The following is a 13,552-nucleotide window of genomic DNA, read 5'->3' as shown; positions in this document are numbered from 1 at the left end:
GTTCCCGCCCGCCGGCCGCTCACGTCTTGTTCTTCAGCGCGGCGAGCGCGGCAAACGGATGGGCCGGGTCGACCGGCTTTTCGGGGCGGGGGGGATGCGCCTCGAAACTGCGCGCGCCCTCCGGCTTTCCCTTGCGCGGGCCCTTGCCCTTGGGCCCCTTGCCCGGGCCGCCGGAGCGCGCCGCCTCGCGCGAGGAACCGTCATGCGGCTTGTTCGACCGGTCGGGGCCGGCCCCGCCCTCTGCCGTTTTCGGCCGGCGCGGGCGTGGCCCCGGTCGGCCCTGCCCCTCGCGCGGCGCAGCGGCCGCGCCGTCCTGAGCCGTGCCTTCGCCGGATCGTCCCCCCTGCGGCCGGCGGCCGCCCCGACCTTCGCCGTCACCGGCATGGCGGCGGGGGCCGCCGCGGGGGCGCGGCGCCCAGGTGAAGACGAAGAAGGTCTCGGTCTCGGCCGGGGCTGCATCCTGCGCCGTGTCGGGCGCCGCGCCGGTCTCGTCGCCCGGACCGGCAGCTGCTTCACCGGCCGCATCGCTCACGACCAGGGGTCCGTCCTCTCCGCCAGCGGCGGCGGCCAGACGGGCCTCGGCTTCGGCCGCCTCGGCGGCGCGGGCCTCGGCGGCGCGGCGCTCGGCCTGCTCGGCTTCCCAGCGGGCCCGGGTCTCGGCGGCGAGCACGCTTTCCTCTTCGGTCATCGGCGCGTCCGATGCGGCGGGTTCCGCCGCCGGCGCCGGCGCGGGTTCTGCCGCCGCGGCCTTTGTCTTCGGGCGCTCGTTCCGTTCGGCCCGGTAGCCCAGTCCGCCCATCAGGTCGGCGAACTGCACCAGGGTCATGCCGGTGATCGACAGCATGTCGGGCGTCGCCTCGAAACCGCCGCGGCTGTCCTGGCCGCGCAGCAGGTCGGCCAGGCGCTCCAGCATGTCGATGCGGATCGCCCGTTCGCCCGCCGGGTGATAGCCGGACAGGGTGTAATAGCGGCGCGGCACGTCGGGCAAGTTGGGGATCGTGACCAGCCCGGGGGGCGGGCTTTCCGGGAATTCGTCGGCGCCGTCCCACAGCGCCGACAGCAGCAGCCGCAGCCGCGTCGGCGCCGGTTTCAGCAGCGCCGGCAGGAAGATGGTGTACTGGCCGAACCGGACCCCGTGCTTGCGCAGGGTGCCACGGGCGTCCTGATCAAGCGACTTTATCTCGGCGGCGACGCTGTCGCGGGGCAGGACCCCCAGCGCCTCGACCAGCCGAAAGGCGACGCCGCGGGCCAGCCCGCTCAGGCTCTCGTCGTCGCGCAGGGTGATCAGCGGCTCGAACCCGGCGGCGATCCGGCGATCCATGAAATGCTGCAGGCGACGGCGCACCTTGTCCGCGATGTCGGGCCCGGCCTCTTCATCGACGAAGACCTGCACCTCGGGTTTCAGCGCATCGCTGCCCTTGACCAGCTTGCCGACCGCCGCGCTGCCCCACATCAGCCCGCCCTGCTCGGTGAAGTCCAGTTCGGTGTCGGGCGCGTTGTAGAACCGGTCGGCCCGCAGGTGGAACTCGGGGCGCAGCGCCTCGTAGGCGGCGCGGGTCAGCATCCGGGCCTCGTCGCCCGTCGCCGCCGGGTCGGTGCGGAACCGGAACCCGTCCAGGCGTCCGGCGAACTCGCCCTCGACCGTCACCTCGCCCTTGTCAGTCACCTCGGCCACCAGGCTCTCCTTCTGTTTGAGCCGGCGCAGCAGGACAGAGGTGCGCCGGTCCACGAATCTCTGGGTCAGCGCCGCGTGCAGCGCGTCGGACAAGCGGTCTTCTACTGCGCGGGTTTCTTCGCGCCAATGGCCTTCGTCGCGGACCCAGCCGCTGCGCTGCGCCACATAGGTCCACGTTCGGATATAGGACAGCCGCTTGGACAGCGCGTCAATATCCCCCTCGGTGCGGTCGATCCGGGCGATGGCCCGCGTCATCCAGTCCGCGGGGATGCCGCCGTCCTGCAGGAAACCGAAGATCCGGGTCAGCAGCGTGGTGTGTTCGGCCGGCGAGATGCCGCGGAAATCCGGCACCCGGCACACATCCCAGAGCAGCCGGACGTCACGCGGATGGGTGATCCGGTCGCGGATCTCGGGCAGCTCGCGCAGCACCTTCAGCGCGTGCAGGTCGTCGGCCTCGCGGCCGCGGCCCAGCCATTCGCTGCCCGATGGCTGTTCCAGCGACGCGACCAACCGGTCGACGGTGCCGAATTCCACCGCGGAATTGCGCCACACCAGACGGCTGATCGGCTGGAACCGGTGGTTCTCGATCGCGTCGATCAGCCCCTCGTCCAGCAGCTGCGCCTCGCCGGTGACGCCGAACGTGCCCGGTTCGGTATGGCGCCCGGCGCGGCCGGCGATCTGGCCCAGCTCGTGCGGAAACAGCGGCCGCATCCGGCGGCCGTCGAACTTGTGCACCGCCTCGAACGCGACATGCCGGATGTCGAGGTTCAGCCCCATGCCGATCGCATCGGTGGCGACGAGGTAGTCGACCTCGCCGGCCTGGTACATCGCCACCTGGGCGTTGCGGGTCCGCGGGCTGAGCGCGCCCATCACCACCGCGCAGCCGCCCTTCTGCCGGCGCAGCAGCTCGGCGGTGGCATAGACGTCGTCGACGCTGAACCCCACGATCGCCGAGCGCGCGGGCATCCGCGACAGCTTCTTGGACCCCGCCCAGGTCAGGGTGGAAAACCGGTCGCGGCGCATGAACTGCACGCCCGGCACCAGCGCCGCGATGGCCGGCCGCATCGTGTCCGACCCGAGCAGCAGGGTTTCGTGCAGCCCCCGCATGTGAAGCAGCCGGTCGGTGAAGACGTGGCCGCGTTCCGGATCGGCGGCCAGCTGGATCTCGTCGATGGCGACGAAATCGGCCAGCACCTCGGGCATCGCCTCGGTGGTGGCGATCCAGTAGGCGGTGCGTTCGGGAACGATGCGCTCTTCGCCGGTGATCAGCGCCACGACCGAGGGGCCGCGCGCCTTGACGATCCGGTCATAGACCTCGCGCGCCAGCAGCCGCAGCGGCAGGCCGATCACCCCGGTGCGATGCGCCAGCATCCGGTCGATCGCATAATGGGTCTTGCCGGTGTTGGTGGGCCCCAGCACCGCCGTGACCCGGGCCTGCGGCACCGCCGCGCTCATCGTGCCGGCCATCAGATGCCCAGCCCTTCCGCCGCCCTGGTCAGGCGGGCGACGCCGTCCTCGGCCTCGGGCTGGTGGGGATTGATCTCCAGGCTCTGCCGATAGGCCGCTAGGGCGCGCCGGTCGGCGCCGGTCTGTTCCAGCATCGCGGCAAGCTGGGTCAGGGCGGGCCAGTGGCGCGGCTCCAGCTGCAGGGTGCGGGCCAGGTCGGCCGCCGCCGGGCCCAGCTGGTCGGCCAGGTAGAACGCCTCGGCCCGCGCGGCCCAGCCCGCGGCAAAGTCGGGCGCATGGTCGGTCAGCGCGGTGAAGTGGCCGATCGCCGCCGCCGTGTCGCCGGCGTCCAGCGCCGCATAGCCGCGCTTGAGCAGCAGATCCGCCGTGGCCGACCCGGACCGGGACCATGCCCGCAGGATGTCGCTTTCGGCCGCGGCCCAGCCCTCGCCCTCGGTCTGGGCGAGTTCGGCGAACAGGTCATCCATCTGGTCCGGCGACTGCGCCGAAGCGACCGTCACCGACGCCATCACCGACCACGCCATTAACAGTGCCGCGACGACAGGATGGAACCGGAGGGTAAGCCCGCGCATAAGGGGGGTGTAACTTTTCGCCGCGCGCTGTGCCAGCGAAAGCACGTAGGGAGACTTGAATGAGCGATGTCGTCAACGGAGCCGTCGCGGCACTGAACCAGAAGCTCGGCAGCTTCGATTCGACCGCCAAGTTCATCATCGAGGGCGAAGGATCGATCATCATCGACGAAAACGGCGCCCGCCCCGGTGACGAGGCTGCAGAGGTGACGCTGACCGCCAGCCGCGAGACATTCGAGGGCATCCTGGACGGGACGACCAATGCGACAATGGCGTACATGTCCGGCAAGCTGAAGGTGGACGGCGATCTGCCCGTGGCGATGAAGCTGGGCGCCGCCCTGTCCTGATCCCGACAGCCCGCAGCGCGTCGTGACGCCAGCCTCGTTCCATCGGCTGCCGGGCGACCCGCCCGCCCCGGCCCGCGCCTTCTGGGCACGGGCCGAGGACGGGGTGCGGCTGCGCATGGCCCGCTGGTCCCCGGACGAAGCGAGACCGGAGCGGCGCGGCACGATCTTCCTGTTTCCCGGCCGCACCGAGTATCTGGAGAAATACGCAGCGATCGGCGCGGCCTTCGCATCGCACGGCTTCGCGGTCCTCGGCATCGACTGGCGCGGCCAGGGCATGTCGGACCGGCTGCAGGCGGACCCGCGCCCCGGGCATGTGGTGGCGTTTTCCGATTACCAGCGCGACGTGGTCGAGATGGTCGTGGCCGCCCATGAGATGGACCTGCCGCAACCGTGGCACCTGCTGGCCCATTCGATGGGCGGCGCGATCGGGCTTGCCGCCCTGCTGAACGATCTGCCGGTCCGGTCGGCAGTGTTTTCCGCGCCCATGTGGGGCATCGTGCCGCGCCGCCTGACCCGCACCGTGGCGAACGGCCTCGCCTTGGCGGCCGGTCGGCTGGGCCGCAGCGGGATGCCCGCGCCGGGGACGGGCGGACGCGGGAGTTTCGTGCTGGACTGCGCCTTCAACGACAACCTGCTGACCGGCGACGGGCAAAGCTGGGGACGGCTGGTGGCCGAGGCCGTGGCCTGGCCCGAATTGACCCTGGGCGGGGCCAGCTATGGCTGGCTGGGGGCGGCGCTGGCGGAATGCGCGCGCTTGCAGGCGGTTCCCGCAGCGGACATGCCGACCCCCGAGCGGGGCGTGCTGGTCTCGCTGGGCGGCCTCGAACGGGTGGTGTCGCCGGCCGCGATCCGAACCCGGGTGGCGGGCTGGCCGGCGGCCCGCCTGCTGGAGGTTCCGGGCGCGCGCCACGAGGTGATGTTCGAGACACCAGACCGCCGCGACCGCTTCATGCAGGCGGCGCTTGACCATTTCTCCGGAGGCGATGGCTGACGCAGCTTTTGACGGGAATGCGGGCGGGGAGTCGCAGGTCAGCCGGGCGCGCGGTCTGACGGGCCGGACGGGTCGACGGGCCGGTCCCGCATCTGCCGCATCAGGGCCGCGAGGCGCGCCGTCGATGCGTCCTGACCGGCGGACGCTTCGCCATCCAGCAGCGGGGCGATGGCAATGGACAACTCCTTGCCCAGTTCGACACCCCACTGATCGAAGCTGTTGATGCCCAGGATCACCCCCTCGACGAACACCCGATGCTCGTAGAGCGCCACGATCGCGCCCAGGGTGAACGGGGTCAGAAGGGGGAACATCAGCGTGGTCGACGGTCGGTTGCCGGGGAACACCCGATGCCGCGCCTGCCGGTCCAGTTCGGCGCCGTCCAAGCCCTTTGCGGCCATCATGGACCGGGCCGTCTCCAGCGAGCGGCCGCGCATCAGCGCCTGCGACTGGGCAAGGCAGTTCGCGACCAGCAGCTTGTGATGATGGTCCAGTTCCGGCTCATGCCCCCTCGCCGCCACCATGAACTCACAGGGGACGACCGCGGTGCCCTGGTGGATCAGCTGATAGAAGGCATGCTGGCCGTTGGTGCCGGGCTCGCCCCAGACGATCGGGCCCGACGGGCGTGGCAGATCGGATCCGTCCATCGCCACCCGCTTGCCGTTCGATTCCATCTCGAGCTGCTGCAGATAGGCGGGCAGCCGCAGCAGCCGCTGATCATAGGGCAGCACGGCACGGGTCGGATAACCGCAGATCTGGTGGTGCCAGATGCCGACCAGCGCCAGCATCACGGGCATGTTCTCGGCCAGCGGCGCGCTCCGGAAATGCGCGTCCATCGCCGCCCCGCCGGCCAGGAACGCGTCGAACCGGTCCGGCCCGATCGCCAGCATCAGCGACAGCCCGATCGGGCCCCAGACCGAATACCGCCCGCCGACCCAGTCCTCGAAGCCGAAGACCCGGTCGCCATCGATCCCGAACTGCGCCGTCCGCCCCAGCGCTGACGACACGGCCGCGAACTGCCCGGCCGGATGCCGCACCACCCGCTCCATCCACGCCCGCACCGTCGCCGCATTCGTCATCGTCTCGACCGTGGTGAAGGTCTTTGACGCGACGATCACCAGGGTCCGCTCCGGGTCCAGCCCCTGCAGGGTGTCATGGGCGTCGGCCCCGTCGATATTCGAGATGAAATGGACCCGCGGTCCGTCGTGATAGGGGGCGAGCGCCAGCGTCGCCATCACCGGTCCCAGGTCGGACCCGCCGATGCCGATATTCACCACATCGGTATAGCGGCCGCCCTGACCGCCGACACGGCCGCTGCGCACGTCATCGGCAAAGCGGCGCATCCGCTGTAGCGTGTCCTCCACCCCCGGGATCACGTCGCGTCCATCGACGATGACCGGCCCGCGATCGGGGCCGGCCGGGCGGCGCAGGGCGGTGTGCAGCACCGCCCGATCCTCGGTCTCGTTGATCCGCTCGCCCGCGAACATGGCGTCGCGCCGGGCCGGCACCACTTGCGCCAGGTCGAGCAGCAGGTCGACCGCGCGGTCGTCGAGCGCGGTCTTGGACCAGTCCAGAACCATCCCGCATGCCGGGGTGGCCCGGCAGGTGGCACGATCCAGTTCGGCTTCGAACAGCGCCTCGATCCGCCGATGCGCCGTATCGCGGCGATGCGCTGCTAGATCGTCCCATGTGGTCATCGCCATTCTCCTGTCAGTGCGGGCCGTCGGGCAAGCCTGCCGCCCGACCGCTATTCTGCCCAGTGAACGATCAGGTCGCCCCAGACCGCGCGAACCGGCGCCTCGCGCGGGGACAGGCGCGCGGCCCGGTCCAGCGCGGCGCGCTTTGCCGCGCCGAAGATCATCAGATGCATGTCCAGCGCGCCCTTCAGCACCGGCGCTGTCAGGGTCAGCCGGGGTTCGGCTGCGGCATCGGCCCGGACCACGACCACGGGGGGGGCATCCGCCGCCAAGGCAGCCTCGGTGCCCTCGCCGCCGGGAAACAGGCTGGCGATGTGCATGTCCTCGCCCATGCCCAGCAGCAGCACGGTGATGGGCAGCACCGGCGTCAACTGCTCGCTGGCCTGCGCCGCCTGCTGTTCGGGCGCGTCCGCACCCGAACACAGCGGGATCAGCCGTGCGGCGCTGGCCTCGCCCTGCAGCAGATGGCGGCGCAGCAGGCCGGCATTCGAGCGGGGGTCATCCGGCGGCACGCACCGTTCGTCGCCCGGAAACACCACCACCCGGTCCCAGTCCAGCGCCAGCGCCGCCAGTTGCGACAGCAGCGGTTCAGGCGTGGTGCCGCCCGGCAGGCACAGGGTGACCTGCTCGTCGGATTTCAGCCCCTGCCGCAGCCGGCCGCCGATGTCGTTGGACAGGGCCAGCACCAGCGCCTCCCGGTCGGGGTATTCGATCAGTTTCATCCCGTCCTCAGTTCCGCATGTCGCGCCAGCGGCGTCCGTCGCGCTGCATCAGCTGCGTGGCCGCATCAGGCCCCGCAGAGCCGGGGTCGTAGGGCTCCGGCCGCGCCGTTCCCGCCGCCCACGCGTCGACCACCGGGTCCGTCCACGCCCAGGCGGCCTCGACCTCGTCCCCGCGCATGAACAGGGTCTGGTTGCCGCGGATCACGTCCATGATCAAGCGTTCATAGGCGTCGGGCAGGTCCACCCCATCCTCGCCCAAGGCCTCGGCAAAGGACATGTCCAGCGCCACCGGGACCAGGCGCATGCCGCCGGGCCCCGGTTCCTTGATCATCATCTTCAGGTCCATGCCCTCGTCCGGCTGCAGGCGGATCACCAGTTCGTTGGCCCGCGGCAGCTCGGGCGTGTCAAAGATGGAATGCGGCGGCATCCGGAACACGATGGCGATCTCGCTGGCGCGGGCGCGCAGCCGCTTGCCGGTGCGCAGGTAGAACGGGGTGCCCTGCCAGCGCCAGTTGACCAGCCGCACCTTCAGCGCGACAAAGCTTTCGGTGCGGCTGTCGGGGTTGTCGACGTCTTCGGCATAACCGGCGATGGCGCCGGCGCCGCGGTACTGGCCCCGCACGATGTCGTCGGGGGCGACCGGCGCCAGGGCGCGCAGCACCTTCAGCTTCTCATCGCGGACCGCATCGGGATCGAAGCGGACCGGCGGCTCCATCGCGATCAGGCACAGCAGCTGCATCAGGTGGTTCTGGACCATGTCGCGCATCGCCCCGGCATCGTCGTAATACCCGCCGCGCCCCGCAACCCCCACGGTTTCCGCCACCGTGATCTGGACGTGGTCGACGTAGTGGGCGTTCCACAGCGGTTCCAGCAGGATGTTGGCAAAGCGGACGGCCATCAGGTTCTGCACCGTCTCCTTTCCCAGATAGTGGTCGATCCGGTAGATCTGGGCCTCGGAAAAATGCTGCGACAGCATCTCGTTCAGTGCGCGGGCGCTGGCCAGATCGTGACCGAAGGGCTTTTCGACGACGATCCGCGTGTCCGCGTCCGCCAGGCCCTGTTCGGACATCCCCTGCACGAGCGTGGCGAACAGCGATGGCGCCACCGAGAAATACACCGCCCGCACCACATCGGGCCGCAGCCGGCCGCGCAGATCGGCCCAGCCATCCGGCGCCCCCGCGTCCAGCGGAACGTAGTCGAGGAGCTGCAGGAACGCGTCGAGCTGCGGATGATCGATGCGCGGGCCATCATGCGCGGCAATGGCCGCGCGGACCTGATCGCGGAATTCGCCGGCCTCCATGCGGGTGCGGGCGCTGCCGATGATCCGGGCGTCGTCCGGCATCTGCCCGGCCACGAAGCGCCGGAACAGGCCCGGCAGGATCTTGCGCTGGGCCAGATCGCCGGTCGCCCCGAAGATGACCAGATCGAACGCCTCCACCGGAATGACCCGCGATACCATGCCCGTCCTCATCCTGCTCGCATCGGGTTAGACCCTGCGGCGCAGGGCAGCAAGCGCGCTTCAGTTCGGCGCGCGGACCATCGCCTTGGCCAGCCGCGGCAGGCGGGCGCGCGCCATCATGTCGCGCAGGGCCATTGCGCCGCCCAGTGCCTGAGCCTTGTCATGCGCGGCGGTGACGGCGGCGCGCACCGGGTCGGGGGCCTGGTGGAACAGCCGGGTCAGGAACGCGTCGGGGTGGATCGCGTCCAGTTCCAGCGCCGCCGTCGCCCGCCGCGGAAAGTCGCGCAGGTTGGCCGTGACGATGCCGGTCGCCCCCGCAGCCAGCGCGGCCTCGACGACGTGGCGATCGGCCGCATCGGGCCAGTCGACCCCCGCCGCGGCGCTGCCGTCATCTGCGACCGCGGCCGCCGGAAACCGGGCCCGCAGCAGCGCGATCTCCGCCCCGGCGACCGCGTCCTGATCCGGACCCAGCCGCGCGGCGGCGTGCCGCCATTCGGCAAGGATCCGGTCGGACCACACGGGCTGGTAGAGACCCGCGTCGGCGACCGAGATCAGGATCTCGCGCAGCACCGTGGGGTAAAGGACGCAGGCATCAAGGACCGCCCTCATCCGTCCAGCCGGAAGAACAGCGCCTTCAGATAGCCACTTTCAGCCAGCTGGGGCAGCGTCGGGTGGTCCGGTCCGGCAAAGCCGGTATGGATGAGCTGCATCCGCCGGCCGGCTCGGCCGATGCCCCGGGCGCTGGCATTGCGGAACGCCGCCAGGTCTGCCGCATGGCTGCAGGAACACAGGACAAGATACCCGCCCGGCGCCACCAGGGGGGCGGACAGGCGGGCGATCCGCTCATAGGCGCGCAGCCCCGCCTCGAGCGCGGATTTCGCCGGGGCGAAGGCCGGCGGGTCGCAGATGACCAGATCGAATTGCGCGCTCTCGGCCCCCAGGTCCTCCAGCTGCCGGAAGGCATCGCCCTGGCGGGTCGTCACCCGATCCGAGAGACCCATCGACTGGGCGCCGCCCTGCGCCAGCCCCAGCGCCGCGGCCGATCCGTCGACCAGCGTGGCATGCTCGGCACCACCGGCCAGCGCGGCCAGGCCGAAGCCGCCCACATGCGAAAACACGTCCAGCACCCGGGCGCCGCGGGCAAGACGCCGGGCAAAGGCGTGGTTGGGGCGCTGGTCATAGAACAGCCCGGTCTTCTGCCCGCTCAGCAGATCGGCCAAGTAGATCGCGCCGTTCATCGGCACCTCGATCGGCGCGGCCAGGTCACCGCGCAGGATCTCGGTCCGGTCGTCGAGTCCCTCGGCCCCGCGGGCGCGGCCGCTGCCGTTCAGGATCACCGTCGTGACACCCGTCACCGCCACCAGCGCGTTGGCGAGGTCGCCGATCATCGCCTCGGCCCAGGCCGCGTTGGGCTGGATCACGGCGGCATCGCCGAACCGGTCGATGATCGTGCCCGGCAGGCCATCGGCCTCGGCGTGAATCAGGCGATAGAACGGGGTCTCGAACAGGCGTTCGCGCAGGGCGAGCGCGCGGTGCAGGCGGTTCGCAAGCCAGGTGGCATCGATGCTGGCGTCCGGATCGGCGTCCATCAGGCGCGCGATGATCTTGGAGGCCGGGTTGACGGTGACCACCCCGAGCGGGCGCCGGTCGCCATCCTCCAGCAGCGCAAAGCTGCCGGGCGACAGCGCGCGGGTGCGACGGTCCGTGACCAGTTCGTCCGCGAACACCCACGGAAAGCCGTGGCGAATGGCACGGGCATTGGCTTTCGGCCGCAGGCGCACGGTGGGCAGCCCGGCGTCGGTGCCGGGCAGGTCGGGCTGATCGGTCATGCATGGTCCCCTTCGGCGCCGATCTGCCACGGGCCGGGATGCGGGACAAGCCGGCCGCAGCCGAAGCGTCTGGCCGCCCGTGTCACGGCGTCCGGCCGGTCGGCGCCGATCAGATGGCGCGGCCGATCAACGCCTCGACGGCAGCGTTCGCGTCGTCTGCCGCGTCCAGCGACGGCGCCCCGCCCTGCGCGCGGTCCGGCCGGCCGCCGCCGCCCTTGCCGCCCAGCGCCTCGACCGCCGTCCGCACGATGTCCACCGCGCTGAGCCGGTCCGACAGGTCCGGGGTCACGGTGGCGGCGACCGTCGCCTTGCCGCCGTCCTCGGCCATGACCAGCACGGCGCCCGGTCCCGACAGCTGCGCCCGCATCTGGTCGGCCAGGGTGCCTAGCTCCTTGCCCGACACGCCGCTGAGCCGGCGGCACAGCAGCCGGACCGCGCCGATCTGCCGTTCGGTCGCGTCGGCACCGCCGCCCGCGCCCATCGCCAGTTCCCGGCGCAGCTGCGCGACCTCGTTGGCGAGTGCCTTGCGTTCGCTGGCCAGCGCCCGCACCCGGTCGACCACGTCGCCCGACTGCGCCTTCAGCAGACCGGCGATCTCGCCCAGCTGCCGCTCGGCGCCACGCAGATGTGCCAGCGCCGCCTGGCCGGTCAGCGCCTCGACCCGCCGCACGCCCGCCGCGGACGCGCTGTCGCCCAGCAGGACAAAGGCGCCGATGTCGCCGGTCCGCCCGACATGGGTGCCGCCGCACAGCTCGATCGAATAGACGTCGTTGTTCGCGCCCTTGCCGGCACCGGGCCTGCGGCCCATCGACACGACCCGCACCTCGTCGCCGTATTTCTCGCCGAACAGCGCCTGCGCGCCCATCGCCCGGGCATCGTCCGGGGCCATGATGCGGGTTTCCACCGGCGTGTTCTGGCGGATGATCTCGTTGACCTCGGTCTCGATCCGGGCCAGCTCGTCGGGGGTCAGGGCCTGGCCGTGGCTGAAGTCGAACCGCAGGCGATCGTCGGCGTTCAGCGAGCCCTTCTGGGCCACATGCGGCCCCAGCGCGGCGCGCAGCGCCTCGTTCAGCAGATGGGTGGCCGAATGGTTGGCCCGGATCGCGCCGCGGCGGGCCGCATCGACCGCCAGGGTGGCCCCCTGGCCGCGGCCCAGTTCGCCTTGCGTCACCTCGCCGATGTGAACCGACAGGCTGCCGAATCTCCGGGTGTCGATGACGCGCGCCGTTCCGGTCTCGGTGCGGATCAGACCGGTGTCGCCGATCTGCCCGCCGCTTTCTGCATAGAACGGCGTCTGGTTCACCACGATCTGCACCGCGTCGCCTTCCCGCGCCGCCTCGACCTCGGCGCCGTCGATCACCAGCGCCAGGATCGCGCCTTCGGCCTCGTCTGCGTCATAGCCCAGGAATTCGGTGGCCCCGTGCCGGTCGGCCAGTTCGAACCAGATCGCCGCGTCGCGGCTTTCCCCCGACCCGGTCCAGGCCGCCCGCGCCTTGGCCTTCTGTTCCGCCATCGCCGCGTCGAAGCCCGCGATCTCGACTCCGCGGCCCTGCTCGCGCAGCGCGTCCTGGGTCAGGTCCAGCGGAAAGCCATAGGTGTCGTACAGCTTGAACGCCGTCTCGCCGGGCAGATCGCCCCCCTCCGGCAGGCGGGCGACCTCGTCCCCCAGCAGCCGCAGCCCGCGGTCCAGGGTCTGGCGGAACCGGGACTCCTCTCCCCTCAGGGTTTCCTCGATCATCGGCTGAGCGCGCAGCAGTTCGGGATAGGCGCCGCCCATCTGGCGGACCAGCGCCGGCACGAGCTTCCACATCACGGGATCCTGCGCGCCCAGCATGTGCGCGTGACGCATCGCTCGCCGCATGATCCGGCGCAGCACATAGCCGCGACCTTCGTTCGACGGCATCACCCCGTCCGCGATCAGGAACGAGGTCGAGCGCAGGTGGTCGGCGATGACCCGGTGATGCACCTTGCCAGGCCCGTCCGGGTCGCTGCTGGTCGCGTGGGCCGACGCCTCGATCAGGGCCCGCATCAGGTCGGTGTCATAATTGTCGTGCTTGCCCTGCAGCAGGGCACCGATCCGTTCCAGCCCCATGCCGGTGTCGATCGACGGATTGGGCAGCGGCTTCATGCTGCCATCCTCGAACTGCTCGAACTGCATGAAGACCAGGTTCCAGATCTCGATGAACCGGTCGCCATCCTCGTCCGGGCTGCCGGGCGGGCCGCCGGGGATCGACGGGCCGTGGTCGAAGAAGATCTCGGTGCAGGGACCGCAGGGGCCGGTCGGTCCCATGCGCCAGAAATTGTCGTCAGTCGGGATCCGGATGATCCGGTCGTCCGACAGCCCCGCCACCTTCTTCCACAGCGCGGCCGCCTCGTCGTCGGTGTGATAGACGGTCACCAGCAGCTTGTCGGCCGGGATGTCGAAATCGCGGGTCAGCAATTCCCACGCATAGGGGATCGCCTGTTCCTTGAAATAGTCGCCGAAGCTGAAATTCCCCAGCATCTCGAAGAAGGTGTGATGCCGGGCGGTGTAGCCCACATTGTCCAGGTCGTTGTGCTTGCCGCCGGCGCGGACGCATTTCTGCGCGGTGGTCGCGCGGGAATAGTCGCGGGTCTCGACGCCGGTGAACAGGTTCTTGAACTGGACCATGCCGCTGTTGGTGAACATCAGCGTCGGGTCGTTGCGCGGCACCAGAGGCGAGCTGTCGACACGCGCGTGGCCGTTCCGTTCGAAGAAGTCGAGAAAGGTCGAGCGGACGTCGTTCAGGCTGGGCATCGGATCACTTTCGGGCTGGGCGA

General features: G+C 70.8%; 10 protein-coding genes. 2 read left to right on the top strand and 8 right to left on the bottom strand.

The window, feature by feature from the left end:
- Positions 1 to 19: 19 nt before the first annotated feature.
- Together Q0938_RS01095 and Q0938_RS01090 are read right to left on the bottom strand one after the other, a co-directional pair.
- The gene (locus tag Q0938_RS01095; RefSeq protein WP_299358249.1) at positions 20 to 3,142 is read right to left on the bottom strand and encodes a helicase-related protein; all 3,123 of its coding nucleotides are present in this window, start codon (positions 3,140 to 3,142) and stop codon (positions 20 to 22) included.
- Positions 3,142 to 3,666, bottom strand: coding sequence for a hypothetical protein (locus tag Q0938_RS01090; RefSeq protein ID WP_299358248.1), 525 nt, complete (start codon positions 3,664 to 3,666; stop codon positions 3,142 to 3,144). The genes Q0938_RS01095 and Q0938_RS01090 overlap by 1 nt, the downstream gene beginning before the upstream one ends.
- A gap of 107 nt (positions 3,667 to 3,773) precedes the next feature.
- On the opposite strand from Q0938_RS01090, the gene Q0938_RS01085 reads away from it, so the two are divergent.
- Both Q0938_RS01085 and Q0938_RS01080 read left to right on the top strand, forming a co-directional pair.
- Positions 3,774 to 4,058, top strand: a complete 285-nt coding sequence (locus Q0938_RS01085) for an SCP2 sterol-binding domain-containing protein (protein ID WP_299358246.1) — start codon at positions 3,774 to 3,776, stop codon at positions 4,056 to 4,058.
- Between the two features lie 22 nt (positions 4,059 to 4,080).
- On the top strand, positions 4,081 to 5,049 hold the full coding sequence (locus tag Q0938_RS01080; RefSeq protein ID WP_299358244.1) for an alpha/beta hydrolase: 969 nt from the start codon (positions 4,081 to 4,083) through the stop codon (positions 5,047 to 5,049).
- A gap of 38 nt (positions 5,050 to 5,087) precedes the next feature.
- Here Q0938_RS01080 and pgi read toward each other — a convergent pair whose 3' ends face one another.
- From pgi to alaS, 6 genes are all read right to left on the bottom strand, one after another.
- Positions 5,088 to 6,743 (bottom strand): glucose-6-phosphate isomerase, encoded by a 1,656-nt coding sequence (pgi, locus tag Q0938_RS01075; RefSeq protein WP_299358242.1) that lies wholly within the window; start codon positions 6,741 to 6,743, stop codon positions 5,088 to 5,090.
- 50 nt (positions 6,744 to 6,793) lie between these two features.
- On the bottom strand, positions 6,794 to 7,465 hold the full coding sequence (pgl, locus tag Q0938_RS01070; RefSeq protein ID WP_299358240.1) for a 6-phosphogluconolactonase: 672 nt from the start codon (positions 7,463 to 7,465) through the stop codon (positions 6,794 to 6,796).
- A 7-nt stretch (positions 7,466 to 7,472) separates the two neighbouring features.
- Positions 7,473 to 8,924, bottom strand: coding sequence for a glucose-6-phosphate dehydrogenase (gene zwf / locus Q0938_RS01065; protein ID WP_299358238.1), 1,452 nt, complete (start codon positions 8,922 to 8,924; stop codon positions 7,473 to 7,475).
- A 60-nt stretch (positions 8,925 to 8,984) separates the two neighbouring features.
- Positions 8,985 to 9,533 (bottom strand): RSP_2648 family PIN domain-containing protein, encoded by a 549-nt coding sequence (locus Q0938_RS01060; RefSeq protein WP_299358236.1) that lies wholly within the window; start codon positions 9,531 to 9,533, stop codon positions 8,985 to 8,987.
- Entirely contained in the window at positions 9,530 to 10,753 is a 1,224-nt protein-coding gene (locus Q0938_RS01055) for an RSP_2647 family RNA methyltransferase (protein WP_299358234.1), read from the bottom strand. The genes Q0938_RS01060 and Q0938_RS01055 overlap by 4 nt, the downstream gene beginning before the upstream one ends.
- 109 nt (positions 10,754 to 10,862) lie before the next feature.
- The gene (alaS, locus tag Q0938_RS01050) at positions 10,863 to 13,529 is read right to left on the bottom strand and encodes an alanine--tRNA ligase (RefSeq protein WP_299358232.1); all 2,667 of its coding nucleotides are present in this window, start codon (positions 13,527 to 13,529) and stop codon (positions 10,863 to 10,865) included.
- Positions 13,530 to 13,552 lie beyond the last annotated feature (23 nt).

The sequence above is a fragment of the uncultured Paracoccus sp. genome (assembly GCF_947496875.1).
In the GTDB taxonomy this organism is placed as follows: Bacteria; Pseudomonadota; Alphaproteobacteria; order Rhodobacterales; family Rhodobacteraceae; genus Paracoccus.
Note: the sequence above shows the minus strand (reverse complement) of the source record. Positions and strands in the feature narration are given on the sequence as shown.

Coding starts and splice junctions, on each gene's coding strand:
- Q0938_RS01095 (WP_299358249.1), bottom strand. CDS start 3,142: ATGGCCGGCACGATGAGCGCGGCGGTGCCGCAGGCCCGGGTCACGGCG.
- Q0938_RS01090 (WP_299358248.1), bottom strand. CDS start 3,666: ATGGCGTGGTCGGTGATGGCGTCGGTGACGGTCGCTTCGGCGCAGTCG.
- Q0938_RS01085 (WP_299358246.1), top strand. CDS start 3,774: ATGAGCGATGTCGTCAACGGAGCCGTCGCGGCACTGAACCAGAAGCTC.
- pgi (WP_299358242.1), bottom strand. CDS start 6,743: ATGACCACATGGGACGATCTAGCAGCGCATCGCCGCGATACGGCGCAT.
- pgl (WP_299358240.1), bottom strand. CDS start 7,465: ATGAAACTGATCGAATACCCCGACCGGGAGGCGCTGGTGCTGGCCCTG.
- zwf (WP_299358238.1), bottom strand. CDS start 8,924: ATGGTATCGCGGGTCATTCCGGTGGAGGCGTTCGATCTGGTCATCTTC.
- Q0938_RS01060 (WP_299358236.1), bottom strand. CDS start 9,533: ATGAGGGCGGTCCTTGATGCCTGCGTCCTTTACCCCACGGTGCTGCGC.
- Q0938_RS01055 (WP_299358234.1), bottom strand. CDS start 10,753: ATGACCGATCAGCCCGACCTGCCCGGCACCGACGCCGGGCTGCCCACC.
- alaS (WP_299358232.1), bottom strand. CDS start 13,529: ATGCCCAGCCTGAACGACGTCCGCTCGACCTTTCTCGACTTCTTCGAA.